The organism is Mycobacterium colombiense CECT 3035, assembly GCF_002105755.1.
GTDB lineage: Bacteria > Actinomycetota > Actinomycetes > Mycobacteriales > Mycobacteriaceae > Mycobacterium > Mycobacterium colombiense.
The window spans coordinates 1901163-1925845 of record NZ_CP020821.1; the positions used below are offsets into that span (position 1 = coordinate 1901163).

Annotated in this window: 25 protein-coding genes and 2 pseudogenes; 17 read left to right on the forward strand and 10 right to left on the reverse strand. The window is 68.1% G+C overall.

What is annotated here, in order from left to right:
• The first annotated feature begins 205 nt into the window (after positions 1-205).
• Positions 206-532, forward strand: coding sequence for a ferredoxin (fdxA, locus tag B9D87_RS08730; protein WP_007770504.1), 327 nt, complete (start codon positions 206-208; stop codon positions 530-532).
• Positions 533-538: 6 nt separating this feature from the next.
• Here the strand turns inward: fdxA and B9D87_RS08735 are convergent, their stop codons facing one another.
• Positions 539-895 carry a type II toxin-antitoxin system HicB family antitoxin gene (locus B9D87_RS08735; RefSeq protein WP_007770503.1) on the reverse strand — a complete coding sequence of 119 codons (357 nt, stop codon included), beginning with the start codon at positions 893-895 and terminating at the stop codon, positions 539-541.
• A gap of 161 nt (positions 896-1056) precedes the next feature.
• Between B9D87_RS08735 and B9D87_RS08740 the strand changes: the two genes are divergently transcribed.
• Entirely contained in the window at positions 1057-2349 is a 1293-nt protein-coding gene (locus B9D87_RS08740; RefSeq protein WP_007770502.1) for an alpha/beta hydrolase, read from the forward strand.
• A 17-nt stretch (positions 2350-2366) separates the two neighbouring features.
• Here B9D87_RS08740 and B9D87_RS08745 read toward each other — a convergent pair whose 3' ends face one another.
• Positions 2367-2801: a protease inhibitor I42 family protein gene (locus tag B9D87_RS08745; protein WP_007770501.1), complete on the reverse strand. Its 435-nt coding sequence runs from the start codon at positions 2799-2801 to the stop codon at positions 2367-2369.
• Between the two features lie 101 nt (positions 2802-2902).
• Between B9D87_RS08745 and B9D87_RS08750 the strand changes: the two genes are divergently transcribed.
• The 5 genes and pseudogenes from B9D87_RS08750 (at position 2903) to B9D87_RS08770 (ending at position 9198) form a co-directional block, all read left to right on the forward strand.
• A complete protein-coding gene (locus B9D87_RS08750; RefSeq protein WP_007770499.1) occupies positions 2903-4507 on the forward strand; it encodes a Na+/H+ antiporter in 1605 nt (534 codons plus the stop codon).
• A gap of 33 nt (positions 4508-4540) precedes the next feature.
• A pseudogene (locus B9D87_RS08755) lies at positions 4541-5730 on the forward strand (AAA family ATPase).
• Positions 5731-5841: 111 nt separating this feature from the next.
• Positions 5842-6474 carry a TetR/AcrR family transcriptional regulator gene (locus B9D87_RS08760; RefSeq protein WP_007770496.1) on the forward strand — a complete coding sequence of 211 codons (633 nt, stop codon included), beginning with the start codon at positions 5842-5844 and terminating at the stop codon, positions 6472-6474.
• Positions 6467-7990: an FAD-dependent monooxygenase gene (locus B9D87_RS08765; protein WP_007770494.1), complete on the forward strand. Its 1524-nt coding sequence runs from the start codon at positions 6467-6469 to the stop codon at positions 7988-7990. Before B9D87_RS08760 ends, B9D87_RS08765 begins: the two co-directional genes overlap by 8 nt.
• An 89-nt stretch (positions 7991-8079) precedes the next feature.
• Positions 8080-9198 (forward strand): glycosyltransferase, encoded by a 1119-nt coding sequence (locus tag B9D87_RS08770; RefSeq protein ID WP_040629752.1) that lies wholly within the window; start codon positions 8080-8082, stop codon positions 9196-9198.
• A gap of 17 nt (positions 9199-9215) precedes the next feature.
• Here B9D87_RS08770 and B9D87_RS08775 read toward each other — a convergent pair whose 3' ends face one another.
• Complete coding sequence (locus B9D87_RS08775) at positions 9216-9422, reverse strand: hypothetical protein (RefSeq protein WP_007770490.1); 207 nt, start codon at positions 9420-9422, stop codon at positions 9216-9218.
• A 141-nt stretch (positions 9423-9563) separates the two neighbouring features.
• Here B9D87_RS08775 and B9D87_RS08780 point away from each other — a divergent pair, with 141 nt between their 5' ends.
• From B9D87_RS08780 to B9D87_RS08800, 5 genes are all read left to right on the forward strand, one after another.
• Positions 9564-10418: a sulfurtransferase gene (locus tag B9D87_RS08780; RefSeq protein ID WP_007770488.1), complete on the forward strand. Its 855-nt coding sequence runs from the start codon at positions 9564-9566 to the stop codon at positions 10416-10418.
• A gap of 246 nt (positions 10419-10664) precedes the next feature.
• A complete protein-coding gene (locus B9D87_RS08785) occupies positions 10665-11393 on the forward strand; it encodes a sulfite exporter TauE/SafE family protein (RefSeq protein ID WP_007770487.1) in 729 nt (242 codons plus the stop codon).
• Between the two features lie 54 nt (positions 11394-11447).
• Positions 11448-12230 (forward strand): SDR family NAD(P)-dependent oxidoreductase, encoded by a 783-nt coding sequence (locus B9D87_RS08790; RefSeq protein WP_007770486.1) that lies wholly within the window; start codon positions 11448-11450, stop codon positions 12228-12230.
• Positions 12227-13105: an LLM class F420-dependent oxidoreductase gene (locus B9D87_RS08795; protein ID WP_007770485.1), complete on the forward strand. Its 879-nt coding sequence runs from the start codon at positions 12227-12229 to the stop codon at positions 13103-13105. The genes B9D87_RS08790 and B9D87_RS08795 overlap by 4 nt, the downstream gene beginning before the upstream one ends.
• Positions 13105-13833, forward strand: a complete 729-nt coding sequence (locus tag B9D87_RS08800) for a hypothetical protein (RefSeq protein ID WP_040630176.1) — start codon at positions 13105-13107, stop codon at positions 13831-13833. The genes B9D87_RS08795 and B9D87_RS08800 overlap by 1 nt, the downstream gene beginning before the upstream one ends.
• A gap of 17 nt (positions 13834-13850) precedes the next feature.
• Here the strand turns inward: B9D87_RS08800 and B9D87_RS08805 are convergent, their stop codons facing one another.
• From B9D87_RS08805 to B9D87_RS08815, 3 genes are read right to left on the reverse strand one after another with little or no spacing between them, the layout of a single operon-like run.
• Positions 13851-14261 carry an ArsI/CadI family heavy metal resistance metalloenzyme gene (locus B9D87_RS08805; protein WP_007770482.1) on the reverse strand — a complete coding sequence of 137 codons (411 nt, stop codon included), beginning with the start codon at positions 14259-14261 and terminating at the stop codon, positions 13851-13853.
• Positions 14262-14263: 2 nt separating this feature from the next.
• Positions 14264-15766 (reverse strand): ACR3 family arsenite efflux transporter, encoded by a 1503-nt coding sequence (gene arsB / locus B9D87_RS08810; protein WP_007770481.1) that lies wholly within the window; start codon positions 15764-15766, stop codon positions 14264-14266.
• On the reverse strand, positions 15763-16116 hold the full coding sequence (locus B9D87_RS08815) for an ArsR/SmtB family transcription factor (RefSeq protein WP_007770479.1): 354 nt from the start codon (positions 16114-16116) through the stop codon (positions 15763-15765). Before B9D87_RS08815 ends, arsB begins: the two co-directional genes overlap by 4 nt.
• Before the next feature lie 128 nt (positions 16117-16244).
• Between B9D87_RS08815 and B9D87_RS08820 the strand changes: the two genes are divergently transcribed.
• Together B9D87_RS08820 and B9D87_RS08825 are read left to right on the forward strand one after the other, a co-directional pair.
• Entirely contained in the window at positions 16245-16772 is a 528-nt protein-coding gene (locus B9D87_RS08820) for a lipoprotein LpqH (RefSeq protein ID WP_007770475.1), read from the forward strand.
• Between the two features lie 42 nt (positions 16773-16814).
• Positions 16815-17804 (forward strand): alpha/beta fold hydrolase, encoded by a 990-nt coding sequence (locus B9D87_RS08825; protein ID WP_007770473.1) that lies wholly within the window; start codon positions 16815-16817, stop codon positions 17802-17804.
• Positions 17805-17898: 94 nt separating this feature from the next.
• Here B9D87_RS08825 and B9D87_RS08830 read toward each other — a convergent pair whose 3' ends face one another.
• Positions 17899-19101 carry a cytochrome P450 gene (locus tag B9D87_RS08830; protein ID WP_007770471.1) on the reverse strand — a complete coding sequence of 401 codons (1203 nt, stop codon included), beginning with the start codon at positions 19099-19101 and terminating at the stop codon, positions 17899-17901.
• A gap of 15 nt (positions 19102-19116) precedes the next feature.
• Entirely contained in the window at positions 19117-19761 is a 645-nt protein-coding gene (locus tag B9D87_RS08835) for a TetR/AcrR family transcriptional regulator (RefSeq protein ID WP_007770469.1), read from the reverse strand.
• A gap of 227 nt (positions 19762-19988) precedes the next feature.
• On the opposite strand from B9D87_RS08835, the gene B9D87_RS08840 reads away from it, so the two are divergent.
• Entirely contained in the window at positions 19989-20774 is a 786-nt protein-coding gene (locus B9D87_RS08840; RefSeq protein ID WP_007770466.1) for a spirocyclase AveC family protein, read from the forward strand.
• 172 nt (positions 20775-20946) lie between these two features.
• On the opposite strand, the pseudogene B9D87_RS08845 reads toward B9D87_RS08840, so the two are convergent.
• Both B9D87_RS08845 and B9D87_RS26485 read right to left on the reverse strand, forming a co-directional pair.
• Positions 20947-21920: pseudogene (locus tag B9D87_RS08845) on the reverse strand (LLM class flavin-dependent oxidoreductase).
• A 44-nt stretch (positions 21921-21964) separates the two neighbouring features.
• Entirely contained in the window at positions 21965-22156 is a 192-nt protein-coding gene (locus B9D87_RS26485) for a hypothetical protein (RefSeq protein ID WP_415623682.1), read from the reverse strand.
• 210 nt (positions 22157-22366) lie between these two features.
• On the opposite strand from B9D87_RS26485, the gene B9D87_RS08850 reads away from it, so the two are divergent.
• Both B9D87_RS08850 and B9D87_RS08855 read left to right on the forward strand, forming a co-directional pair.
• Entirely contained in the window at positions 22367-23461 is a 1095-nt protein-coding gene (locus B9D87_RS08850; protein WP_040630170.1) for an NAD(P)H-dependent amine dehydrogenase family protein, read from the forward strand.
• 66 nt (positions 23462-23527) lie between these two features.
• Positions 23528-24676: a MalY/PatB family protein gene (locus B9D87_RS08855; protein ID WP_415623683.1), complete on the forward strand. Its 1149-nt coding sequence runs from the start codon at positions 23528-23530 to the stop codon at positions 24674-24676.
• The last annotated feature ends 7 nt before the right edge of the window (positions 24677-24683 follow it).

The following is a 24683-nucleotide window of genomic DNA, read 5'->3' on the forward strand; positions in this document are numbered from 1 at the left end:
AATCGTGTGACACAACTATAGCTTGTGACACCACAACGCCAAACCTCTACTCACGCCCCGCGCGAGCCGCAACGATGGGACACATCGCTTCAACCAAGAGGCCGGTAGCCCGCTCGGGCGTCCTCGCGCTAAATTAGCCAGCCAGACCGTGTTTTGACGGCCCGCGGCCGGCTGACCCCGATAGCCAGAAGGAAGGACAACACTCGTGGCCTACGTGATCGCCGAGCCCTGTGTCGACATCAAAGACAAGGCGTGCATCGAGGAATGCCCCGTCGACTGCATCTACGAGGGCGCCCGGATGCTCTACATCCACCCCGACGAATGCGTCGACTGCGGTGCCTGCGAGCCGGTGTGCCCGGTCGAGTCCATCTTCTACGAGGACGACCTGCCGGACGAGCACAGCCAATACCTGCAGATCAACGCCGATTTCTTCACCGAGCTGGGCTCGCCCGGCGGCGCGGCGAAGGTCGGGCTGACCGAGAACGACCCCGCCCCGGTCAAGGCGCTGGAAAGCCGGGCCGAGGCGTCGTAGCCGCCGCTAGTCCCAGCCGGAGAGCCCGAACGTATCGCTGGGCCGTCGTCCCGCAAGCTTCTGAACCACCCACTGGTTCATCGAGACGTGCTGTTCGGCGGCCTCGACGGCCAGGCGGCTGTGCAGCTCCGGGGACGTCCTGATCACGATCGTGCCGCTGTAGTTGCGGTCCGCCATCGGGGTCGGTGGTGTGTCGCCGTCGCTCAGCATGATTTCGACGTGGCGGTCGACGGCCGTCTCGACCTCCTCGATGGCCTCTTGCGCGGTCGGCGCTTCCCGCCGCATGAAGGGCAGCTCGAGGCAAGAGCCGACGTATTGGCCGTGGTACGGCGACCAGGCGACGCGGTAGGTGTAGTGATTCACGCCGGGTTGGTAGCACGGGCGCTAGCGGTTTCGCGAGTCACATATCCACACCGCCGCACCTCTCTCCAGACCAATGTGTCCTTCCCAAATCCGCTAGCGCATGCGCTAGCAGTACAGCTAGCGGATCCGGGGGTCCTCGACCCGTTTCGTAAGGTGAGGCAATGCGGACAGCTCGAATCATCCACGTCATCCGGCAGATCGGGTCGTTGGCGGTCAGCGCCGTCACCGCGGCATCCACCCTCAACGCCTACCGGCCGCTGGCGCGCGGCGGATTCCCCTCGCTGTACGCGTGGATGTTCGGGCTCGTCGTCACCGAATTACCGCTGCAAACCCTGCTGACCCAGCTCGGCGGACTGGCTCTGACGGGGCGCCGCCTGACCCGGCCCGTGCGGATCATCGCGTGGGTTGTCGCCGGCCTCTCAACAGTGGGCCTGCTCAACCTCAGCCGCGCGGGCCATCGGGCCAATGTCCCCCTGGCCGAGGCGCTGGACAGCGGGCTGGGAGACGACCGGCTCACCGAGTCGGCAAACCTGTGGCGCCGCCCGGCCGGCGGCGGCACCGCCAAGACCCCGGGGCTGCTGCGGATGCTGCGCATCTACCGCGACTACGCCCACGACTCCGACATCAGCTACGGCGAATACGGCAGCGCCAACCACCTGGACATCTGGCGCCGCCCCGACCTCGATCCGGCCGGCAAGGCGCCGGTGCTCTTCCAGATCCCCGGCGGCGCGTGGACGACGGGAAACAAACGCGGACAAGCGCATCCGCTGATGAGCCACCTCGCCGAGCTCGGCTGGATCTGCGTGGCCATCAATTACCGGCACAGCCCGCGCAACACCTGGCCCGACCACATCGTCGACGTCAAGCGCGCGCTGGCCTGGGTCAAAGAGCACATCGCCGAATACGGTGGCGACCCCGACTTCGTCGTCATCACCGGCGGCTCGGCCGGCGGCCACCTGACGGCGCTGGCCGCGCTGACGCAGAATGACCCGCAGTTTCAGCCGGGATTCGAAGACGCCGACACCCGGGTGCAGGCGGCGGTGCCCTTCTACGGCATCTACGACTTCACCCGGTTCGACAAGACGCTGCACCCGATGATGCCGGGGCTGCTGATCAAGTCGATCATCAAGCAGAAGCCCTCGACGCACCTGCAGACCTTCGAGGCCGCGTCACCGGTCAACCACGTGCACGCCGACGCTCCCCCGTTCTTCGTCCTGCACGGCACTAACGACTCGCTGGCCTACGTCGAGCAGGCCCGCACGTTCGTCGAGCGACTCCGGCAAGCCAGCACCCGGCCCGTCGTCTACGCCGAATTACCGCTCACCCAACACGCTTTCGACATCTTCGGATCGGTTCGCGCCGCGCACACCGCAGTGGCCGTCGAGCAATTCCTCGCCGAGATCTACGCGGCGCACCTGGGGGCCGACGTCGTTGCGGCGCCCGAGGTGTCGTAAGAGCTAGCGCCGGGGCCCTATTGCACCGTGACGGCCAGCGTGTAGGTGCACGCCGGTTTGGCGTCCTTGCCCACGAAGCTGGTGTAGGCCGTGCTGATCGTGGTGCTCCCCGGCTTCAGCGCGCTGAACGTCCACTCTTCGATGCCCGGTGCTCCCAGCGCGTCGGAGGTGGGCTGGATGAACTGGTGGGTGAGCTGCTTGATGACCGACGAATCGCCGATCTTGGTGTCGGGCGTCCACCGGTACGGAGTGGTGTAGTTCGAACCCAACTCCACCACCAGGGTGTTGCCGACGGCGAGGGTGACGTTCTGACTGATCTCGCTCTGCGTCAGCACATCGGTCATGGGGACCTGGAGAGTTTTGGTCGACGGGGGGTTCCTGGACGCGAAGTGGCAGCCCACCACCGTCGACAACATCAGCACGGCGACTGTTACCAGCAGCCTGACTTTCACCAGATCCCCCTTCCGATTCCGCTCCGGAGCCTAATAGGTCTCGACCCAGACCGAAGATAGGCGCCGAAGCCGCCGAGCGCCGCGTCCGGCAGGATGGGCTGGTGTTTGGCCTCGTACTGATCGTCGCCCTGGTGTCCACCGTCATCGTGGGGACGGTCATCGGCCGGCGCTATCGCGTCGGTCCCCCGGTGTTGCTGATCGTGCTCGGCGCCCTGCTGGGCCTGGTTCCCCAGCTCGGCCAGATACACGTCAACGGCGAGGTCGTGTTGCTGCTGTTCCTCCCCGCGATCCTCTACTGGGAGGGCCTGAACACCAGCTTTCGCGAGATCCGGGCGAACGCGCGCATCATCGTGTTTCTCAGCGTCGTCCTGGTGATCGCCACCGCGGTGGCGGTGTCGTGGACGGCGCGGGCGCTGGGCATGAACCCGCACGCGGCCGGCGTGCTGGGCGCGGTGCTGTCGCCGACCGACGCGGCCGCCGTCGCCGGTCTGGCGAAGAAGCTGCCCCGCCGGTCGCTGACCGTGCTCAAGGCCGAGAGCCTGATCAACGACGGCACCGCCCTGGTCCTGTTCGCCGTCAGCGTGCACGTCGCGGTCGGAGGGGCCGCGATCAGCCCGCCCGAGGTGACCGCCCGGTTCATCGGCTCCTACCTCGGCGGCATCGCGGCCGGGCTGCTGGTCGGCGGCGCGGTGACGTTGCTGCGCAAGCGAATTGACGCGCCCCAGGAGGAAGGGGCCCTGAGCCTGGTGACGCCGTTCGCGGCCTTCCTGCTGGCGCAGTCGATGGACTGCAGCGGTGTCGTCGCGGTGATGGTGTCGGCCCTGGTCCTGGCCTACGCCGGGCCCGTCGTGATCCGCGCCCGCTCCCGGCTGCAGTCCTCGGCCTTCTGGGACATCGCGACCTTCCTGCTCAACGGCTCGCTGTGGGTGTTCGTCGGGGTGCAGATCCCGGGTGCGCTGCGCGGCATCGCGGGCGTCGACGGCGGCATTCGCCACGCGTTGTTCGTTGCGCTGGTGGTGACCGGCGTGGTGATCGTCTCGCGCATCTTCTGGGGCGAGATCACCACGCTGCTGATCCGGCTCATCGACCGCCGCCAGGTGCAGCGCGAACGTCGCATCAACTGGCGCCAGCGCTTCGTCACGGTGTGGGCGGGATTCCGTGGCGCCGTGTCGCTCGCCGCGGCGGTGGCGGTGCCGATCACGACGCTGAACGGCGACCCGTTCCCGGACCGCAGCCTGCTGATCTTCATCGTGGTCGTCGTCATCCTGGTGACCGTCCTGGTCCAGGGCAGCACGCTGCCCGCCGTGGTCCGGTGGGCGAAGATGCCCGAGGACGCCACCCACGCCGAGGAACTGCAACTGGCGCGTTGCCGCGGCTCCCAGGCCGCGCTGGCCGCCCTGCCCACGGTCGCCGACGAGGTCGGCATCAGCGACGAGCTGAGACGCCGGCTGCAAAAGGAATACGAGGAGAAGGCCGCGCTGGTCCTGGCCACCGAAAACGGCTCTCCAGACAATCGCATCCTCAAAGGCCGCGAGAAGGTCCGGCGGGTGCGGCTGGGCGTGCTCGAACACAAGCGCCGGGAGATCACCGCGCTGCGCAACCAGAACCTGATCGACGACATCGTGTTGCGCGAATTGCAGAACGAGATGGACCTCGAGGAGGTGCAGCTCCTGGCCGCCGCGATCGACGACGGCGACGAGGAATAGGGCGCGTCGGTGGCCGACCGTACAGTCGGCCCCATGCTGCACACCGTCGCGATCCGCGGGTATCGCTCGCTGCGCGAGGTGATTCTGCCCCTGGGGCGTCTTTCGGTGATCACCGGAGCCAACGGCGCCGGCAAGTCCTCGCTGTATCGCGCGCTGCGCCTGCTGGCCGACTGCGGCCGCGGCGAGGTGATCGGATCGCTGGCCCGCGAGGGCGGGCTGCAATCGGTGCTGTGGGCCGGCCCGAGCAGCTGGCCGACGCCCGGCGCACCGGTAAGGCCCAGGGCACCGTGCGTACCCGGCCGGTATCGCTCGAATTGGGCTTCGCCGCAGACGATTTCGGCTATCTGGTGGATCTGGGCATCCCGCAGTCGGCCGGGAAGTCGGTGTTCGCCCGCGACCCGGAGATCAAACGGGAGTTGTTGTTCGCCGGTCCCGTGCTGCGGCCCAGCTCGACACTGGTGCGACGGTCGCGTGTGTTCGCCGAGGCCAGTGCGGACTCCGGCGGCGGTTTCGACGAGCTGTCCCGGTCCCTGCCGTCCTACCACAGCGTGCTCGCCGAATACGCCCACCCGCACGCGCTGCCGGAGCTGGCGGCCGTGCGAGAACGGTTGCGCGGCTGGCGGTTCTACGACGGCTTCCGCGTCGACGCGGCGGCACCGGCCCGGCACCCGCAGGTGGGCACCCGCACCCCGGTGCTGGCCGACGACGGCAGCGACCTCGCCGCCGCGATCCAAACGATCCTCGAGTCGGGATTTGACGACCTGAACCGGGCCGTCGCCGAGGCGTTCGACGGTGCCACCGTCTCGGTGGCTATCCACGATGGCCTGTTCGACCTCCAGCTGCGGCAGCGCGGCATGCTGCGCGCGTTGCGCGCCGCCGAGTTGTCCGATGGCACACTGCGTTTCCTGCTGTGGGCCGCCGCGCTGCTGAGCCCGCAGCCGCCCTCGCTGATGGTGCTCAACGAACCGGAAACCTCGCTGCACCCCGACCTGGTGGCCCCGCTGGCGTCGCTGATCCGTACCACCGCCGCTCAGACGCAGGTCGTCGTGGTCACGCACTCCCGCTCACTGCTGGAATTCCTGGACACGACGCCGGTCGCGGATACGGCGGACGCCGCCGACGGCCGGGCCATCGAGATCGAGCTGTACAAGGACTGGGGCGAAACACGGATCAGCGGCCAGACTTTGGTGACGACGCCCCGGTGGGATTGGGGAACCCGCTAGCCGCGGTTCGACGGGTGTGCCCTCGAGGGTGAATCCCGGGGATCCATCCAACGCAAACTTGCCCGTCAGGAAATATTGCCCACTAGGCAAGTTTGGCGTACGTTGGTCGCTGTGACCGGACTCCGCGAGCGCAAGAAGGCCGACACCCGGCGCGCGCTCAGCGACGCCGCGTTGCGACTGGCCTTCGAGAACGGCCTGGAAAACGTGACGCGCGAAGACGTCGCGAACATGGCGGGCGTCTCGCTGCGCACGTTCAACAACTACTTCAGCGGCAAATACGAGGCGCTCGCCTACCGGCAGGCCGAACGCATGCGGCGCAGCGTTGCGGTGCTGCGACAGCGCCCCGCCGACGAACCGCTGTGGGCGGCGCTCACCCATGCGGTGCTCGAACCGTTGGAGGCCGACTTCGGCGACGTGCACGGCGACGAGAACCGCGCGCCCAGCCGCCAAGAGCTTGTCGAGGTCCGCAAGCTCGTCATGCACCCGCAGGTACGAAACTCGGTGCCACACGACCTGTTCGACGAGTTGCTCCACGTGATCGCCGAACGCACGGGCACCGACCCCGACCGTGACCTCTATCCACGATTGGTGATGTCCGTCGTGCGCGCGGTCGGCGACGCCGCCGCCGACGCCTACGTGCGGGCCGACCCGCCGGTGGCCATCACCGCACTGATCCGCGAGGGCTTCGCCGCTGTCAGCGCGGGGCTACCCGAGCCTCCCAGAAAGAAGGCACGCCATGGCTGACGAACAAGCCGACGTTGTGATCGCCGGAGCCGGGCCCAACGGGCTGCTGCTGGCCTGCGAGCTCGCGCTGGCCGGCGTGCGGCCCGTCGTGCTCGATGCCCTGCCCGGCCCCAGCTCCGAGCCGAAGGCCAACGGCCTTGTCGGACAAGTCATTCGACTGCTCGACATGCGCGGCCTGTATCAGGCCTTCACCGGTGACGACGCGCCGCCGCGTCCCAATCCGGGGTGGATTTTCGCGGCCATCGGGCTGAACTTCTCTGACGTACCCGAAAATCCGCTGCATCTCTTGCCCATGCAGCAGCCCCGGCTGGTGCGGCTGCTGGAAAAGCACGCCCGCGACCTGGGGGTTGATCTGCGCTGGGGCCACGCACTCGTCGACATCGAACAGGGTACGGAATCCGTTGCGCTGACGGTCTCGTCTCCCGAACGGGACTACGTTGTCACCGCCGACTACGCCGTCGGCGCCGACGGCGGGCGCAGCCTGGTCCGCAAGACGCTGGGCATCGACTTTCCCGGTTTCACCTCCCCGATGATCGGCCGACTGGCTCACGTCCATATCCCCGACGAGCTCCGCCGACCCAACAGCTGCATCGAGATCCCCGGATTCGGCCTACTACCCTTCGGGCACAACCGGTTTGACCGGGGCGGGATCATCTACGCCGAATTCGAGCCGGGCCGGGCACTACTCGGGACGCTCGAATTCGGCCCACCGGTCCCCGACGTACCCATGACCCTGACCGAGCTGCGCGACAGCGCGCGCCGCGTGTTGGGCGTGGACATCCCCTTCGAGGAGCCGAAAGACGGAGGGACGCATGCCCTTCGACGGATCAACGGGCAGAACACCCGCCAGGTCGAGCGCTACCGGCAGGGCCGGGTCCTGCTGCTCGGGGACGCCGCGCACGTGCACAGCCCGCTGGGCGGCCCGGGTTTGAACCTGGGCCTGCAAGACACGATGAACCTGGGCTGGAAGCTGGCGGCCGAGATCAACGGCACTGCCCCAATTGGATTGCTCGACACCTACCAGTCCGAGCGCCACCCGGTCGGCCGGCGCGTGATGATGCACTCGCTGGCCCAGATCGCCCTCATGGCGCCGGGCCCAGAAGTCGGCGCGCTGCGAACGCTGATGGGCGAACTGTTCAACTTCCCCGACACGCAGCGGCACATGGCCGCCCTACTCGCGGGCGCCGATGTCCGCTATGACGTGGGTGACGGCCATGCTCTATCGGGTCAACTCGTGCCCGATCTGACGCTCGACGACGGCCGGCGGGTCGCCGACCTGCTGCACGAGGCCCGCCCGGTTCTGCTCGACCTCGGCGCGGGAGTCGCGGGCGCGGCGCGCGACTGGGCGGATCGCGTCGACACCGTCTGCGCGGGCATGGCTGACCGGCCGGCCGCGGCGCTGCTGATCCGGCCGGACGGCTATGTCGCCTGGGCAGCCGACGAATTCGGGCCGGCCGACGAGGCCGCCCTGGGCGCTGCGCTGCGGCGCTGGTTCGGGCCGCCGACCGGCGAATAGCGGCGCACCGACGCGAAGTTCACAGAGAGTTCAGGCACGCGTCGGTTCAGCATTGATGAGTGCACACGCGCGACGCGTGTCCTCACGTTATGCGCGTTGTACAGGTCGCCAATTTCTATGGCCCTCGCTCCGGCGGCCTTCGCACCGCGATCGACAGGCTGGGTGCGGAATATTGCGCCGGCGGGCACGAGGTCCTCTTGATCGTCCCCGGCCGCTGCGCGGAGCGTACCCGGCTGCCTACCGGCGTAATCCGAATTACCTTGCCCGCCCGCCTGATTCCTTTCACCGGTGGTTACCGTGCGGTGATGCCGGGTCCGGTCAAAGCGCTACTGGAAGCGCTGCAGCCCGACGCGTTAGAGGTCTCTGATCGGCTCACGCTGAGGTCGCTCGGGCCTTGGGGCCGCGAATACGGCGCGCGGACCGTGATGATCTCGCATGAGCGCCTGGATCGCCTTGTGGGACAGGTACTTCCGCGCCGCCCCGCGCAGAAGTTCGCCGACGTCGCCAACAGGCGCACGGCGGCCAACTATGACACCGTCGTGTGTACGACCGCTTTCGCGCGCGAGGAATTCGACCGGATCGGCGCCCACAACACCGTCACCGTGCCACTCGGCGTGGACCTGCAGACGTTCCACCCGCGCCGGCACTCCCCTCTGGTGCGCGAGCGGTGGGCCGCGCCGCAGCAGATGCTGCTGGTTCACTGCGGCCGCCTGTCGGTCGAAAAGCGCGTCGACCGCAGCATCGACGCACTGGGCGCGCTGTGTCACGCCGGCGTCGACGCTCGGTTGGTCGTCGTGGGCGAGGGACCGCTGCGAGCGAAGCTGCAGCGACAGGCCTCCCGACTTCCGATCGACTTCACCGGCTTCATCAACGACCGGCATACCGTCGCGGGATTGCTGGCATCCGCGGATGTGACGCTGGCGCCGGGCCCGCACGAGACATTCGGGCTGGCCGCGCTGGAGTCACTGGCGTGCGGAACACCGGCCGTGGTGTCGCGCACGTCGGCGCTCACCGAGATCGTCACCCCGGACAGCGGCGCCTTGGCCGACAACGACCCGTTCGCCATGGCGTGGGCGGTCGGCACAATCGTCGACCGGCCCGAACAGCACCGCCGCAGCTCTGCACGACGCCGGGCGGAGAACTTCACCTGGGAACGAGCGGCGGCGGGCATGCTCGCGTCGTTGGGGACTGCTCAGGAAAGCGCTTAGCCGAATTCCTTTCCGCCCTATCCCCCGACCATCGCTTCGACCTGTGCACGCGTCAGCGTGGTGACGCTTCCGTCCGGTAGGCCCAGTATGCGGTCGACGGCGATCCCGTGCAGCCTGAAACGCGTTGCGAGAGCGTCGATCGCGCGCGATCGCGCGGCATCGTCGCTCGCCTCGAGCACATCGAGGACGGCCGAGTTCGTGCGCGCGGCGAGTCCATAGATCATGTCGGCGACCCCTTGGGGGTCGAAGGTGTCGAAGTGTGCGTCGGGTACCCGACGCGGGTGCAGGTGGCTAGGGCGGCCCCGCAGGCGGCAGTTTGCTCGCCGCGCTGGCTAGGCTCGCTGGGGACCGACAAGGAGGATCCGGTGGGAACACGCAATCAGGTACTGATCACCGCCACCGAACTGGCGGGCGTCATCTCCGCCGGTGATCCGGTCACCGTCCTGGACGTGCGGTGGCGAATCGACGCTCCGGACGGGCGGCAGGCCTACCTGGGCGGGCACATTCCGGGCGCCATCTACGTCTCACTCGACGACGACCTGAGCGACCACACGGTCTCGGGCAAGGGCCGGCATCCGCTGCCGTCGGGACGCGACCTGGAGACCGCCGCGCGTGGCTGGGGAATCCGGCAGGACGCGTTGGTGGTGGTGTACGACGACTGGAACCGCGCCGGTTCCGCGCGGGCGTGGTGGGTGCTGACCGCGGCCGGGCTGGACAACGTGCGCATCCTGGACGGCGGGCTGGCCGCGTGGCGCTCGGCGGGACAGTCCCTCGAGACCGGACCCGTGCAACCCCGGCCCGGGAATGTCACTGTGCCGCACCATGATCTGTATGCGGGGAGCCGCCGTACGCTGACGGCCGAGCGGGTCGCCGAGGACACCGTGACGCTGCTCGACGCGCGCGCACCGGAACGCTACCGCGGCGACGTCGAACCCCTCGACCCCGTCGCCGGTCACATTCCCGGCGCGAAGAATCTGCCCAGCACCTCGGTCCTGGCGCCCGACGGCACCTTCCTCGGCGACGACCCACTGGCACAACTGTTGTCCGATCGCGCAGTCGAGCGTCACGACGCGGTGGGCGCCTACTGCGGATCGGGCGTCACCGCCGCGGTCACGATCGCCGCGCTCGCCGCGACGGGCCGGGAGGCCGCGTTGTACCCGGGGTCGTGGTCGGAGTGGAGTTCGGATCCCGATCATCCGGTGGAACGCGGCGACGCGTAGTCGCCTTTGGTCCCCCGGCGGCCGAACATAGGGCGACTCTGGAGAGCGCCAGCCGATCTGCGAGAGACCGCATGGGCGAGAGCGCGAATCTTTGTTAGCCTGTGGTCGACAGCGCCTAGGGTTCCGACGTCACGTGCCTGGTCCGAGCGGCGCCACCGCATCCCCCGACGGGATGCGGTCATCTGAACGGACAAAAGCCTGGAGGACCCCGGCCGGTGCGCGTCGCGCCGGCCAGAAGGTCCTGTCATGCTGGCTCTTGTCGTCCTCTTCGTCATCGCCCTGGCCGCCGGTGCGCTCGGCGGACTGGTAGGCACCGGGTCGTCTTTGGTACTGCTGCCCGCGCTGGTCATGATGTACGGCCCCCGAATTGCGGTGCCCGTCATGGGCATTGCGGCGGTCATGGCCAACGTCGCCCGTGTCGCCGCCTGGTGGCGGCATATCCGCTGGCGGCCGGTGCTCGCCTACGCGCTGCCCGGAACTCCCGCCGCCGTGCTCGGCGCCAACACCCTGCTGAGCATTCCGCAGGCGGTGGTCGACGGACTGCTCGGCGCGTTTTTTCTCGCGATGATTCCGGTGCGCAGGCTCGCGCACGCCCGGCAGTGGCGGGTCCGGCTCTGGCACCTCGCCATCGCGGGCACCGTCGTCGGCTTCCTCACCGGGTTGGTGCTGTCGACGGGACCGCTGAGCGTTCCGGTCTTCACCGGGTACGGACTCACCGGCGGCGCCTTCCTCGGGTCCGAGGCCGCCAGCGCGCTCGTCCTCTACGTCGGCAAGATCAGCACCTTCGGCCAGCTGGGTGCGCTCAACGTGGCCGTCGTGGCCCGCGGCCTTGTCATCGGCGCCGCGTTGATGATCGGCCCCTTCGTCACGCGTTCGCTCGTGCGCCGGGCCCATCCGCGTCACTACGCAATGCTGATCGACCTGGTGCTTCTCGTCGCGGCGGCCGGCATGTTCCTTGCAACCGCGTCGGCGTGAATCACGCGGGCGCTAGAATCTGCCCGGCATGAATCCGCCTGGGAACACGACGTTATGACCGGCCGGCTCGACGGCAAGGTCGCGATCATCACTGGGGCCAGCACCGGTCTGGGACCGGTGCTGGGCTCGCTGTTCGTCCGCGAAGGCGCGAAGGTCTTGCTGGCCGCCCGGCGTGCCGAGCTGGTCCGCGCGGCCGCCGAGGCCGCCGGCCCCGGCGCCATCGCCATGCGCGCGGACGTCACCGACGAGAACGACGTCGCGGCCATGGTGGCGCGGGCGGCCGACGAGTTCGGCCAGGTCGACATCCTGTGCAACAACGCCGCCGCGCCCGGGCAGGACCGCTGGATCTGGGAACAGACGCTGGACAACTGGAACGCCACCATCGCCATCGACGTCACCGCCGCGATGCTGTGCACCCGTGAGGTGCTCAACCAGTCGATGCTGCAGCGCCGCCGCGGCGTCATCCTGAACTTCTCCTCCACGGTCAGCTACACCGGGATGGTCCGCAAAACGCACTACGTCACCGCGAAGGCGTCACTGCGGGCGTTCACCAAGGCCGTCGCGCTCGAGGTCGGCCCCCATGGCATCCGGTGCAACTGCATCGTGCCCGGGGCCATCGACACCGAGCTGTGGCGCAAATGGGTGCAACGCACGGCGGACGAGCAAGACGTCGACGTCGAAACCGTTCGCAAGAAGCAACTCAAAGGCGTTGCATTGCAAGATATCTCCTCGACCCACGACATCGCCAACCTGGCGCTGTTCCTGGCCAGCGACGAAAGCCGCACCATCACGGGCCAATCGATTCCCGTGGATGCCGGGGGGTACATGCAGGGATGAGCGGACACGCCAAACTGTCGGTGGCCACCCCGGTGGTGACGATGTTCCCCGGCAGCAGCGGTGAGTGGGAGAAGACCGCCACCATCGAGGATCTGGCCCAGATCGCCGAGGCCGCAGACCGGCTCGGCTATCACCACCTGACCTGCAGCGAGCACATCGCGTTGCCCGCGGCCGAACGGGCCCGCCGCGGCACCCGCTATTGGGATCCGCTGGCCACCTTCGGCTACCTCGCCGCCCGCACCCAACGAATTCGGTTGGCCACCAACGTGCTGGTGCTCGCCTATCACCATCCGCTCGAGATCGCCAAGCGCTACGGCACCCTGGACCAGATCAGCGGCGGCAGGCTGATCCTGGGGGTCGGCGTCGGCAGCCTGAGGGAAGAATTCGATCTGCTCGGCGCACCCTTCGACGATCGTGGCCCGCGCGGCGACGACGCGCTACGGGCGCTGCGCGCGTCGCTGTCGGTCGACGAACCGGCGTACCACGGCGAGTTCTATTCGTACGGCGGCATGGTCGTCGATCCCTGCGCGGTCCAGCAGCACGTGCCCATCTGGATCGGCGGGCGCACGCTGCGATCCCTGCGCCGCGCCGCATCCCTGGCCGACGGGTGGGCCCCGTTCAACGTGAGCCTGCAGCAGGCGCGGGATTGGCTGGGCCGCTTCGAGCTTCGTTCCGGATTCGACGTCGTCCTGCCCGCCCCGGCACTTCTGGACCCGATCGGCGAGCCGGAACGGACCCGCGACTTGCTGGGCGAGACCTCCGCGCACGGGGCGACGATCGTCAGCGCCGCCTTCCGCCACACCTCGCTGCGGCACTACCTGGACAACCTGCGGGCGCTCGCCGAGCTCCATCCTCCCGCCGACGGTCCCGCGTGATCCGCGTCAGGGCAGGCATTTTCAGCCTCACCGCCGCAACGCCCGACGACGGTGACGGCAGTTACCTGCGCTGGCACCTGCTGGACCACATGCCGGAGCAATACCAGCTGCCGGGCATCGTCCAGGGGCTGCGCTGGATCGCCGACGGCGATTACCCCGCCCACCGCCTGGCCGCAACCGGCCCCCTGGCCGACATCGGCAACGCGGTGCACTACCTGGTCGGCGAACCCGTCGAGGAAACCTTCGACGACTTCGTCACCCTCGGCCGGGCGCTACGCGACGGCGGTCGCTTCCCCGTCTGGCGACCGCCGCTGCAAGTGGCCGGGCTGCGCCTGCTGCAGTGGCAATCCTCGCCGCATGCGCTGGTTTCGCCCGAGGTGGTGCCGTTTCGGCCGCACCGCGGCATCGTGCTGATCGTCGAGGAGCCCACCGGCGGCCGGCCGGATGACTGGCTGCGGTGGTTGCATGCCGAGCACTACCAGGCCCTGCTCGCGACCCCGGGCACGGCCGGCGCGTGGACGTTCGGTTCCAGCGCCGGGTGGAACCGCCTACCGCGCGGCTGGCGAACCGATCACCAGTACATCACCGTCGTCTACCTTGACGAGGATCCGCTGACGACCATCGGGGCGCTCGCCCCCATCATCGAAGAGCGTTGGCGTTCAAGCGCGGTGCGGCCGGTGTTCGCCGGCCCGCTGCGCAGCATGATCAGTTGGGAAGCCTGGCCGTAGCCCACCACCGCCGAATATCAGGCGCTGCAGGTGCACTCCGGCTGGTCGTCGGGCCCGAACGTCTCGGAATCGGCTTTCACCGTGTAGATTTCCCATCGCTCACCGCCCGGACCGGTCACCCAGACTTTGTCCTGGGTCGCGAAGCAGCACGTCGTGTCGATCTCATCGTCGGTCAGCAAGCCCACCCCGGCGAGCCGTTGGCTTTCGTCGCGCACGGTGTCGCTGGAGCCGACCTCGACGCCGAGGTGGTTGAGGGTGCCGCCATGGCCGGGGTTCTCCAGCAATACCAGTTTCAGCGGCGGCTCGTCGACGGCGAAGTTGGCGTAGCCGGGCTTGACCTTGGCCGGTTCGACGCCGAAAAGCTTGGTGTAGAACGCGATTGCCTCGTCGATGTTGTCGACGTTGAGGGCGAGTTGCACGCGTGACATGGTTACCTTCCTTTCCCGGCGGGTATCTCGCTCGTCATCGTGGTTCCGAGGAGTTCCTCGATGAGAGCACGGACGTGCTCGGCGATGTCCTCGCGAATGGCCCGCACCGTCTCTATGGGCTGACCGGCGGGATCACGCAGCCGCCAATCTCGGTACGAGACGCCCGGGAAGTGCGGGCAGGTGTCGCCGCAGCCCATCGTGATCACGACGTCACTGCCGCGCACCGCGTCGGGGGTGAGAACTTTCGGGGTATCGGTGAGGTCAATCCCCCACTCGGCCATCACCGCCGTCGCGGCCGGATTGATCTGATCGGCGGGCTCCGTTCCGGCGGAGCGGACTTCGATGCGGTCACCGGCCCAATTTCTCAGCAGCGCAGCGGCCATCTGCGAGCGCCCGGCGTTGTGCACGCAGACGAACAGAACACTGGGCCTCGCGGCGCCGCCCGAGCCGGCGTCACCAAAGAGCCGCGGCCGCAAGGCCAGCGAGACGTACACCAGCGCGACCAGGACCGGGACTTCGATCAGCGGCCCCACCACGCCGGCCAGGGCCTGGCCGGACGCGGCGCCGTAGGTGGCGATCGCCACCGCGATCGCGAGTTCGAAGTTGTTGCCGGCGGCGGTGAAGGCCAGGGTGCTGGTGCGGGCGTAGCCGAGTCGCAGCGCGATTCCCAACCCATATCCCCCGGCCCACATGATCGCGAAATACACCAGCAGCGGCAGCGCGATGCGCGCGACGTCCCAAGGCCGGGAGGTGATCTGGTGACCCTGCAGCGCGAAGAGGATGACGATGGTGAACAGCAACCCGTACAGCGCCCACGGCCCGATCCGGGGCAGGAAGCGACTCTCGTACCAGCCGCGGCCCCTGGCGCGCTCACCGAGGCGCCGCGACAGGTATCCGGCCAGCAGCGGGATGCCCAGGAAGATGAGCACGGATTTCGCGATCTGCCAGGCGGATACGTCGATGCCCGTCGTGCTCAACCCCAGCCACCCGGGTAACACCGACAGGTAGAACCAGCCCAGGGCGGCGAACATGGCGACCTGAAAGATCGAATTCAGCGCGACCAGAACCGCGGCGGCCTCGCGGTCCCCGCACGCGAGGTCGTTCCAGATGACGACCATGGCGATGCAGCGCGCCAGACCCACGATGATCAGCCCGGTGCGATATTCCGGCAGATCCGGCAGCATCAACCAGGCCAGGGCGAACATCACCGCGGGCCCGGCCAGCCAGTTCAGCACCACCGACGCCACCATGAGCCTGCGGTCGCCGGTGACGCTGCCGAGTCGGTCGTAGCGCACCTTGGCCAGCACCGGGTACATCATCACCAGCAGGCCGATCGCGATGGGCAGCGAGATGCCGTCGACCTCAACGGCGCTGACCGCCCGCCCCACGCCGGGCACCAACCGGCCGAGCAGCAGCCCCGCGACCATCGCGATCGCGATCCAGCCCGGCAGGAACCGATCCAACCTCGAAAGCCGGGCGCCCACCGCCGTGTCGATCGAGTTCATGACCCACATTCCGCGGTCAGGCGGTCATCGACGCTCAGCACCGACGAAAGTTGTTGCAACGCAGCGGGAACCACCCAGTAATACACCCACGTGCCGCGCCGTTCGCAGTCCAGCAGCCCCGCCGACCGCAGCGTCTTCAGATGGTGGGAGATCGTCGGCTGCGACACGTCGAATGTCTGGGAGATCTCGCACACGCAGGCCTGACCACCGGGGTGGCTGGCGACCAGGCTCAGCAAGCGCAGCCGCACCGGATCGCCGAGCGCCTTGAACATGGTCGCCAGCTCGGCGGCTTGCGGCTCGGCCAACGCGCCCGCCCCCAACGCCGGGCAACACTCCGCCTGGATCGACATCTATCTATATAAGCACTCATCGAATCAATGCGCCAGCGGTGGAGTTTTTCCCGCGCTCCAGTTTTAGTCAGGCAGGGGAAACGAACGGGACCTATAGTCCTCGTGACGAGCTAGCTCAAGGGGGTGCCATGACCAATACCGGCAATCGCCGCAGCCAGCGGTGGGTCGTTCGCGCGGGCGCCGCGCTCGGCCTGGCTGCACTGGCGGCCGGCCTGCCGGCCTGCTCCGGCAAGGGGGATCACCCGGCCGCCGCCCCGAGTTCGGCCCCCCCGTTGGCAAGCACCACCGTGATGATCGACGGAAACAAGCACACGATGATCGCCGCGGTGGACTGCACCCGCTCGGCGGCGCAGCCCAGCGCGTCGCCCCCGGAATCCGGCGACCTGACCACCCGGATCAGCGTGCACGACGATTCCGCATCGGTGTCGCTGGCCGTCTCCGACGAGCAGCCGCCCAGCGTCGACGGCTTCGCCATCTCGCTCAGGCTGGACAGCGGCCTGTACCAATTGCCTTATCAGGGAACGAAATCACCGACTCAGGTCCAGGCGACCAAGGACGGCAACAGCTACACGGTCACCGGGACCGGCCAGGCGACCACGCCCGGCCAAAGCAGCCTGCGGGATGTGACTTTCGGAATCCACGTGACGTGCCCGTGAGCGCGTATTGTCTCCCGCGATTACCTCTGGGATGCTGACAGCTTGGACATCTTCGCGCAGTGGCAAGCCGGCGGCACCGAGCTTCGTTGGCGCTCGACAACCGCCGCCAACGACGGCCAAGAGGTCGCGGTGTTCAGTCGCCGATGCGGCACTGCGGGGGCGCCCGCGTTGGTGTTGGTGCACGGCTTTCCCACCAGCAGCATCGACTATTTCGGGCTGACGAACGAACTGGGCGCGGAGTTCGACATCTACCTGCTCGACTTTCCCGGCTACGGGCTCTCCGACAAACCCCCTGAGCCCTACAGGTACTCGCTCTACGACGACGCGCGCCTGCTCGTCCACGCGATCACTCAGGTGTGGGGGCTCACCCAATACCGCATGCTCACCCACGACCGCGGCAGCAGCGTCGGGATGATCGCGGTGGGCATGCTGGCCGCGCAGGATCCGCCGGCCGCGCCCGTCGAACTGATTGTGACCAACGCCAACATCTACCTTCCGCTTTCCAACCTCACCGCCTTTCAGACCGCGCTGCTGGACCCCGCGACCGCACGGGCCACCGCGGCGGCCACCACGCCGGAGATGCTCGCGGCCGGCATGGGCGCGAGCACGTTCATGCCGCGACGCACGCTGGACGATCCGGAGATCGCCGCGCTGGCCAAATGCTTCGCCCACAACGACGGCGTCCGGGTGCTGCCGGACACCATCCAATACCTGCACGAGCGGGCGGCCGACGAAACCGGTTGGCTGGAAGCGCTTTCCACGAGCCACGTCGACACGACGGTGGTGTGGGGCCTGCACGACAACGTGGCCCCGTTGCGCGTCCCCAACCACGTCTGGCAGACGTATCTGAAGAACAAGCCGGGCCGCAATCGCTTCTGGGTGGTGCCCGGCGCCGACCACTACCTGCAGTGCGACGCGCCCGCGCAACTAGCCCAGATCGTTCGCCTCACCGCCCAGGGCGGCGATATTCCGTTGCAGACGTTGGGCAATCAGCCCGACGGCGCGGTCCTGGTGGACCAGAGCTCCACCTAGCCGGCTCTCCTCGGCCGAGTGTGCGGCTAGCCGCTCACTCGAGTCCCAGCGTGCGGCTGGCCGCACACTCGCGCCGAAACCCGCCGGCCACGAGCTACCCCACGACGACGGGCAGGCGCGCCCAGCCGCGCACGCTGGCGGTGTGCGCCCGCTGGGCGTTGGCATAGTCGACTTCCCAGTCCGGCCAGCGCTTCAACACCTCTTCGAAGGCCACCCGCGCCTCGAGCCGGGCCAGCGCCGAACCCAGACAGAAATGCAGGCCCTGCCCGAAGCTGAGATGGCTTCCGCGGCGGTGGATGTCGTAGCGATCGGCGTCCGGGAAGTGGCTCTCGTCCCGGTTGGCCGACGCGTTCAGCAACAGCATGAACGATCCCTCGGGCACCGTGCGGCCATAGTGCTCGGCATCGCGCGCGACGTAGCGGGCCTGCACCGGCGACGGCGGCTCATAGCGCAGCGTCTCTTCGATCGCGCCGGGGATCAGCGACGGGTCCGCGACGAGTTCGCGGCGTTGGTCCGGGTGATCCGACAACAGCTGGCCCATGAAACCGATTAAGCGAGCCGTGGTTTCGTTGCCGGCGCCGGCGATCATCGCGGTGTAGGCCAGCACCTCGGTGCGCGTCAACGGGCGCCGCGTGCCGTCCGGCTCGTCGATCTCGGCCCGCAGCAGCTCGGTCATCAGGTCGTCGGAGGGATGGTCGGCCCGCCATTCGATGTACTCGGCGAACAAGGCGATGGAATTGGCGAAGACGTTCGCATCGACCGCGGCCGGGTCGCTGTCCTCCGACAAGGAGATGTTGGCGACGCTGCGGTCCCGGATCTTTTCCTGGTCGGCCTCGGGAATGCCCAACAGATATCCGATGGTCCGCATCGGCATCATCGCGCCCAGGTCCGCGATGAAATCAAAGCCGCTGCCGCCGACCAGCGGGTCGAGCTCGCGCACACAGAACCCACGCACCAAATCCTCGACCGCCAACATCCGCCGGGGTGTGAAGACGCGGGACAACAGCTTGCGGTGCAGGTCGTGCAGCGGCGGATCCTCGAACAGCAGAATGCCCGGCGGCACTTCGATGTTCGCGAACAGGATGTCGGCGGTGGTGCCCTTGCCGGAGCGGTAGGTCTCCCAGTTCGGCAGTTCGCGCACCACGTCGTCGTACCGGCTCAACGCGTAAAAGTTGTACTTTTCGTTGTAATAGAGCGGCGCTTCCTCGCGCATCCGCTTCCACACCGGGTAGGGATTCGCGTCGATCTCGACATCGAATGGGTCGTAATACAATTCGATGGCGCTGGGGCTTGTCATTGCCGGATCCCTATCTCAGTCGTTGCGGTGCAAGAAACCATGCAGGAGTGCTTGGACGAGTTCCTCAACGATCACCTCCCGCGGCGGTGGACTGTTGCCGAAGTAGGTGGAACGCAGCGCGGCCATGCCGGCGATCATCGACACGGTCGAGTGCGCGGGCAGGTCGGGATGATCGGATTGCAACCCGCGCAATTGCATGCCTTCCACGCTGATTTGGCCCAGGACCGTGACCGCCCGGCGGACTTCGGCGATGCCGGCGTCGGCCTTCTCCTCGTCGCTGAGACTCTCGGCGGCCATCAGGGTCAACAGCAGGCCCTGGTGCTCGACGAACACGTCGTAGAGCCTCGACACGAACAGCCGGGCCAGCTCCCGCTCGTCGGTCTCCTCCGGAACCACCGACTGCCAGGTCTGGCCGAATTCGTCGACGAAGCTCACGAAGGGCACCACGAGCGCCTCGCGGAACAGCGCGGCCTTCGAACCGAAGTTGCGGAACAGCAGATGTTCGGTAACCCCGGCGGCCTGGGCGATTTCGCGTGTCGTGGTGCTGCGATAGTCCTGGCCGGCGAAGAGCTGCCGGGCAGCGTCGAGCAGCAGCCGGCGCGGCTCGCCACGGGGTCGACGCGCCGCCGTTGTCGGCCGCTTGATTGCTCGCTGGGGCACCGCTGTCCACTCCTCCGAACGGCCATAGGGTCGGCCGCCTTGGGGATAGTATCCGCTATCTCCGTAGGATAGTATCCACTACCCTAAGCGCGAAACCATCGGAAGGGGGACACCATGGGCGCCGTCATCATGCTCGGCACGCTGTTCGGGCTGATCGTGCTGATATTCGGGCTGGTACTCCGCTTCGATCCCGAGGCGCGTCGCGCGCCGAACGACGAGGGCCGCCAGTGAACACCGAGATGACGCCAGTGATGGCCGGAGCCCAGTACTTCTCCTACGCCGCGAGCATCGCGTTCCTGATCGCGGGGATCTATCTGAGCTACCGGCGCCGCCGCATCCACCCACTGTTGCTTCTGGGCATCTCGGCGATCTCGTTCTCCTGGATCGAGTCGCCCTACGACTGGGCGATGTACGCACAGTTTCCGCCCGCGCTCCCTCGGATGCCCTCGTGGTGGCCGTTGAACGTGACGTGGGGCGGGTTGCCGTTGGCGGTGCCGATCGGCTACGTCTCCTATTTCATCATTCCGGCCGTGACCGGGGCCGCCGTCGGCCGGTGGCTGAGCGCAAAGTTCAACTGGCGCAGGCCGATCACCCTGCTGGTGGTCGGCCTCGTCGTCGGCATCTGCTGGGCATTGTTCTTCAACGCCTACACCGGCGCCCAGCTCGGCAACTTCTATTACGGCTACGTGATTCCCGGCCTGGCGATCTTCGAGGGCACCAAGCACCAGTACCCGCTCTACGACTCGCTGGCCATGGGCATCCAGATGATGCTGTTCACGTATCTGCTCGGCCGCACCGATGCCGAAGGGCGCAACGTCATCGACATGTGGGCGGACAAGAGGGCGAAGAACCGGGGCCAGTCCGCGGTGCTCTCCGTCGTGGCCGTCATCGTCGTCGGGCATCTGGTGTATGGCGCCGTGTTTGCGCCACACCTCATCACGAAGCTCGGCGGCTACGTCACCGCGGGACCGACCGCGCAGCTGTATCCGGGCGTCCCCAACCAACCCCGATAAGGCAGCGATCACGTGGGCGACGAGAGCACCGCCGAGCCGATCAAGGTCGGCTACCTGATGGACTTCTCACTGCCGCAGGGCTTTCCGCAAACGTACTGACCCGCCGGCGCGCCGACTCGACGCCGACGGGGTCAATTCCCACCTCGTCGGTCGGTTCGGCGAACAGTAGCGGTCAGCCGAGCGCCGCCGGCAGCACCACTTCGCCGACGCGCCTGAGGTACGGCCACGCGATGTCGGGTGGCAGGCCGCCGCACAGCGGCGACAGGTTGAGCACCTGTCCGGCCTTCACCCGCGAAATCGCTTCTGGCACTGAGATGATCACGTGCGACGTCCCGGTCTCGCGCAGCTCGTCGATGGTGTTGACGTGGCTGAAGCCCGCCGTCGTCTCGTCCCCCGGGTTCCACGCGGCGTAGGTGCGCACGTCGTGCAGCAGGTGCTCACCGATCTCTTTCCACGCCTGGTCGACGTCCTCGGCGACGAACACGACCGAGGGCGTGTTGCGGTCGGGGAACATCGTCGGCCCGGGGGTATGGCCGTGCTCGCGGCAGGCCTCCTCGTAGGCCTCCTGCATGCCCGGCGCGTTGGCGTTGCCCAGCATGCCCAGGCCGTAGCGGCCGGCACGCCGCGCCGCGGCGACCGTTCCGCCGCCCCACATCAGTCCCGGCCCGCCGGGAGTCAGCGGGCGGGGCGTCACGCTGATCCGCCGTCCGTCTTCGACGACGGTTTCGCCGGCCAGCAGCCGCCGCAGCAGCGCGAGTTTCTCGTCGCACAGCCGGCCGCGCTTCTTGATCGGCAAGCCGAAGTGCTCGAACTCCTCGGGCCGGTAGCCCAGGGCCAGGATGTAGGAGGCCCGCCCGTTGCTGATGATGTCGAGCACCGCCATGTCCTCGGCGAGGCGCACGGTTTCGTAGAACGGCAGGATCAGGATCAGGCTCATCGCCAGCCGCTGCGTCCGCGCGGCGACCGCGGCGGCCAGCAGGAAGGGCGACGGTAGGTAGCCGTCCTCGGAGCCGTGGTGTTCACACAGGACCGCGGCCAGGCCACCGTGGTCCTCGGCCCACGCGGACATTTCGGGCGCCGCGGCGTACAGATCGGCTGGGGCGCGGCCCATTCGGGATCGCGCATGTCGAAGCGCAGTGTGTACACGGCAAACTCCTAGCTGGCCTATCTTTGCGACGTACGTTACACGTTCAGCCGAAGGCGTAAAGCGGCAGCGTGGTCGGGAGGTCCAGCGAGCCCAGCAGGCCCGGGGGCGCGTAGACGACGTACGGGATCGCGTTGACGCCGTGGACGCCATCGCGGCTCGCCCCGCCCCGCGACCCGCACTCTCGCCCAGCGTCATCTCGCAGTGGATAGCCGAACTGTCGCTCGGAGGTGGGCAAAACGCGGGCCGGCCGTCACAGCCGCACCCTAACCTAAAATTTGTTCGTTAAGATAGTGTCTGCTTTCCTAAACCCTTGACCGCGTACCTCCGCGGCGGTAGTTTCCAAGTCGGACGCCGGGCCACCGCGGCCGCCGTCGTCGACGTAATGGCAACGGCCGCTCCGGCTTTCGTCGTGCCGCGTCACCCGCGCACACCCGAGGAGGACAAGATGACGGCTCATCGCGTGGTGGTGTGGGCGACCGGTGGCATCGGCTCGATCGCGATCCGCGCGATCCAGCGGCGCCCCAACCTCGACCTGGTCGGCGTGTGGGTGCACTCGGACGACAAGGTGGGCAAGGACGCGGGTGAGCTGGCCGGCGGCGAACCGATCGGCCTGAAAGCCACCAACGACGCCGATGCGCTGATCGCGCTCAAACCCGATTGCGTCGTGTATGCGGCCAGCGGCCCGGAGCGGGACGCGCTGGCCATCCCGGATTATGTCAAGCTGCTCGAAGCCGGGGTCAACGTCGTGACCACCAGCACCACCCGATTGGTCAACCCGCACGCCTACGAGCCCGCGCAGTGGCGCGACCAGCTGGCCGCCGCCGCCAAGCAGGGCCAGGTGTCGCTGTACGCCTCGGGGATCGAACCGGGCTTTGCCGCCGACTACCTGCCGCTGGTGCTGTCCACGCAGTCGTCGTCGATCGACAAGATCCACTCGTTCGAGATCGGCCTGTACGACGACTACGGGGTTCCCGACATCATGAGCGACGCGCTGGGCTTCGGCCGCCCGCTCGACTACCAGCCCTGGATCGGCTACCCCGGCGCCATCGCCGGCGAATGGCAGGGCCAGATCCGGCTGATCGCCGACGCGTTGGGGGTCGAAGTCCAGGAAGTGCGCGAAGGTTTCGACCGCGCCGTCACCAACCGGACGCTGGAGGTCGCGATGGGCACCGTCGAGGCCGGAACCTGCGGCGCGCTGCGGATGCAGGCGATCGGCGTGGTCGACGGCCGGGAGGCCATCGTCATCGAGCACGTCACCCGGCTCGCCCACGACGTCGCCCCCGACTGGCCCACCGGGATCGGCGATCTGTCCTACCGCGTCATGATTTCCGGCGATCCCGACATCGACTGCACGCTGGCCGCGACCCTGAAGGACCCCGCCAAGGCCGGCATCGGCGGGATGACCTCCGGGGCGGGCGCGATGGTCGCCACCGCGATGCGCGTCGTCAACGCCGTGCCGTACGTCGTTGCCGCCCAGCCGGGGTTACTCAGCTCGGTCGACCTGCCGTTGACGATTCCGCAGCACGCGTTCGCCACATAATCTGCCCGAGTGACATTCAATCCCCTCGAGGAGCTCACGCTCGAGCGCCTGCGGCTTCGCACCAGCATGAAATGGCGGGCGCATCCCGCCGACGTCCTGCCGCTGTGGGTCGCCGAGATGGACGTCAACCTGGCGCCGACGGTGGCCGAGGTGCTGAAGAGGGCCGTCGACACCGGCGACACCGGATACCCCTGCGGCACGGCGCTGGCGGAAGCGGTCCGCGACTTCGCGGCGCGGCACTGGCGGTGGCATGACCTGGAGGTGGGCCGCACCGCGCTGGTTCCCGATGTCATGCTCGGCATCGTCGAGGTGTTGCGCCTGCTCACCGATCGCGGTGACGCCGTCGTCGTCAACCCCCCGGTTTACGCGCCGTTCTACGCATTCGTCACGCACGAGGGACGCCGCGTCATCGAGGCGCCCCTCGCCGATGGGCGAATTGACTTGAACGCCTTGGAGAACGCCTTCGCCCGCGCCCGCGCCGGGGCCGTAAGGGACGCAAAGGTCGCCTATCTGCTGTGCAATCCGCACAACCCGACCGGATCGGTGCACACCGCCGACGAACTCCGCGCGGTCGCTGAGCTCGCCCGGCGATTCGGCGTGCGCGTGGTGTCCGACGAGATTCACGCCCCCGTCATTCTGAGCGGGTCCCGGTTCACTCCCTTCCTCACCGTCCCGGGCGCCGAGAACGCCTTCGCCCTCACGTCGGCGTCGAAGGCCTGGAATCTGTCCGGCTTGAAAGCGGCGCTGGCCATCGCCGGACCCGAGGCCGCCGCCGATCTCAACCGGATGCCGGAGGAGGTCAGTCACGGCCCCAGCCACCTCGGCGTCATCGCCCACGCCGAGGCGTTTCGCAGCGGCGGTGACTGGCTCGAGGCCACCCTGCGGGGTCTGGACGAGAACCGGACACTGCTGGGCGAGTTGGTCGCCGAGCACCTTCCGGGCGTGAAATACCAATGGCCGCAAGGCACTTACCTGGCGTGGCTGGATTGCCGGGAGCTCGGCTTCGACGAAGAAGCCGCCGACGGCCTTGCGGTGGTTGCCGATCTGTCCGGCCCGGCCCGCTGGTTTCTCGATCACGCGCGGGTGGCGCTCAGCTCCGGGCACGTGTTCGGCACCGGCGGAGCCGGACACGTGCGACTGAACTTCGCCACCTCGGGAGCCGTTCTCACCGAGGCGGTCTCACGGATGGGACGGGCTTTGGCCGACGCCCGATAGCGGGCGA

Coding starts and splice junctions, on each gene's coding strand:
- B9D87_RS08740 (WP_007770502.1), top strand. CDS start 1,057: ATGCGGACAGCTCGAATCATCCACGTCATCCGGCAGATCGGGTCGTTG.
- B9D87_RS08765 (WP_007770494.1), top strand. CDS start 6,467: ATGGCTGACGAACAAGCCGACGTTGTGATCGCCGGAGCCGGGCCCAAC.
- B9D87_RS08770 (WP_040629752.1), top strand. CDS start 8,080: ATGCGCGTTGTACAGGTCGCCAATTTCTATGGCCCTCGCTCCGGCGGC.
- B9D87_RS08775 (WP_007770490.1), bottom strand. CDS start 9,422: ATGATCTATGGACTCGCCGCGCGCACGAACTCGGCCGTCCTCGATGTG.
- B9D87_RS08785 (WP_007770487.1), top strand. CDS start 10,665: ATGCTGGCTCTTGTCGTCCTCTTCGTCATCGCCCTGGCCGCCGGTGCG.
- B9D87_RS08790 (WP_007770486.1), top strand. CDS start 11,448: ATGACCGGCCGGCTCGACGGCAAGGTCGCGATCATCACTGGGGCCAGC.
- B9D87_RS08795 (WP_007770485.1), top strand. CDS start 12,227: ATGAGCGGACACGCCAAACTGTCGGTGGCCACCCCGGTGGTGACGATG.
- B9D87_RS08805 (WP_007770482.1), bottom strand. CDS start 14,261: ATGTCACGCGTGCAACTCGCCCTCAACGTCGACAACATCGACGAGGCA.
- arsB (WP_007770481.1), bottom strand. CDS start 15,766: ATGAACTCGATCGACACGGCGGTGGGCGCCCGGCTTTCGAGGTTGGAT.
- B9D87_RS08815 (WP_007770479.1), bottom strand. CDS start 16,116: ATGTCGATCCAGGCGGAGTGTTGCCCGGCGTTGGGGGCGGGCGCGTTG.
- B9D87_RS08820 (WP_007770475.1), top strand. CDS start 16,245: ATGACCAATACCGGCAATCGCCGCAGCCAGCGGTGGGTCGTTCGCGCG.
- B9D87_RS08830 (WP_007770471.1), bottom strand. CDS start 19,101: ATGACAAGCCCCAGCGCCATCGAATTGTATTACGACCCATTCGATGTC.
- B9D87_RS08850 (WP_040630170.1), top strand. CDS start 22,367: ATGACGGCTCATCGCGTGGTGGTGTGGGCGACCGGTGGCATCGGCTCG.
- B9D87_RS08855 (WP_415623683.1), top strand. CDS start 23,528: ATGAAATGGCGGGCGCATCCCGCCGACGTCCTGCCGCTGTGGGTCGCC.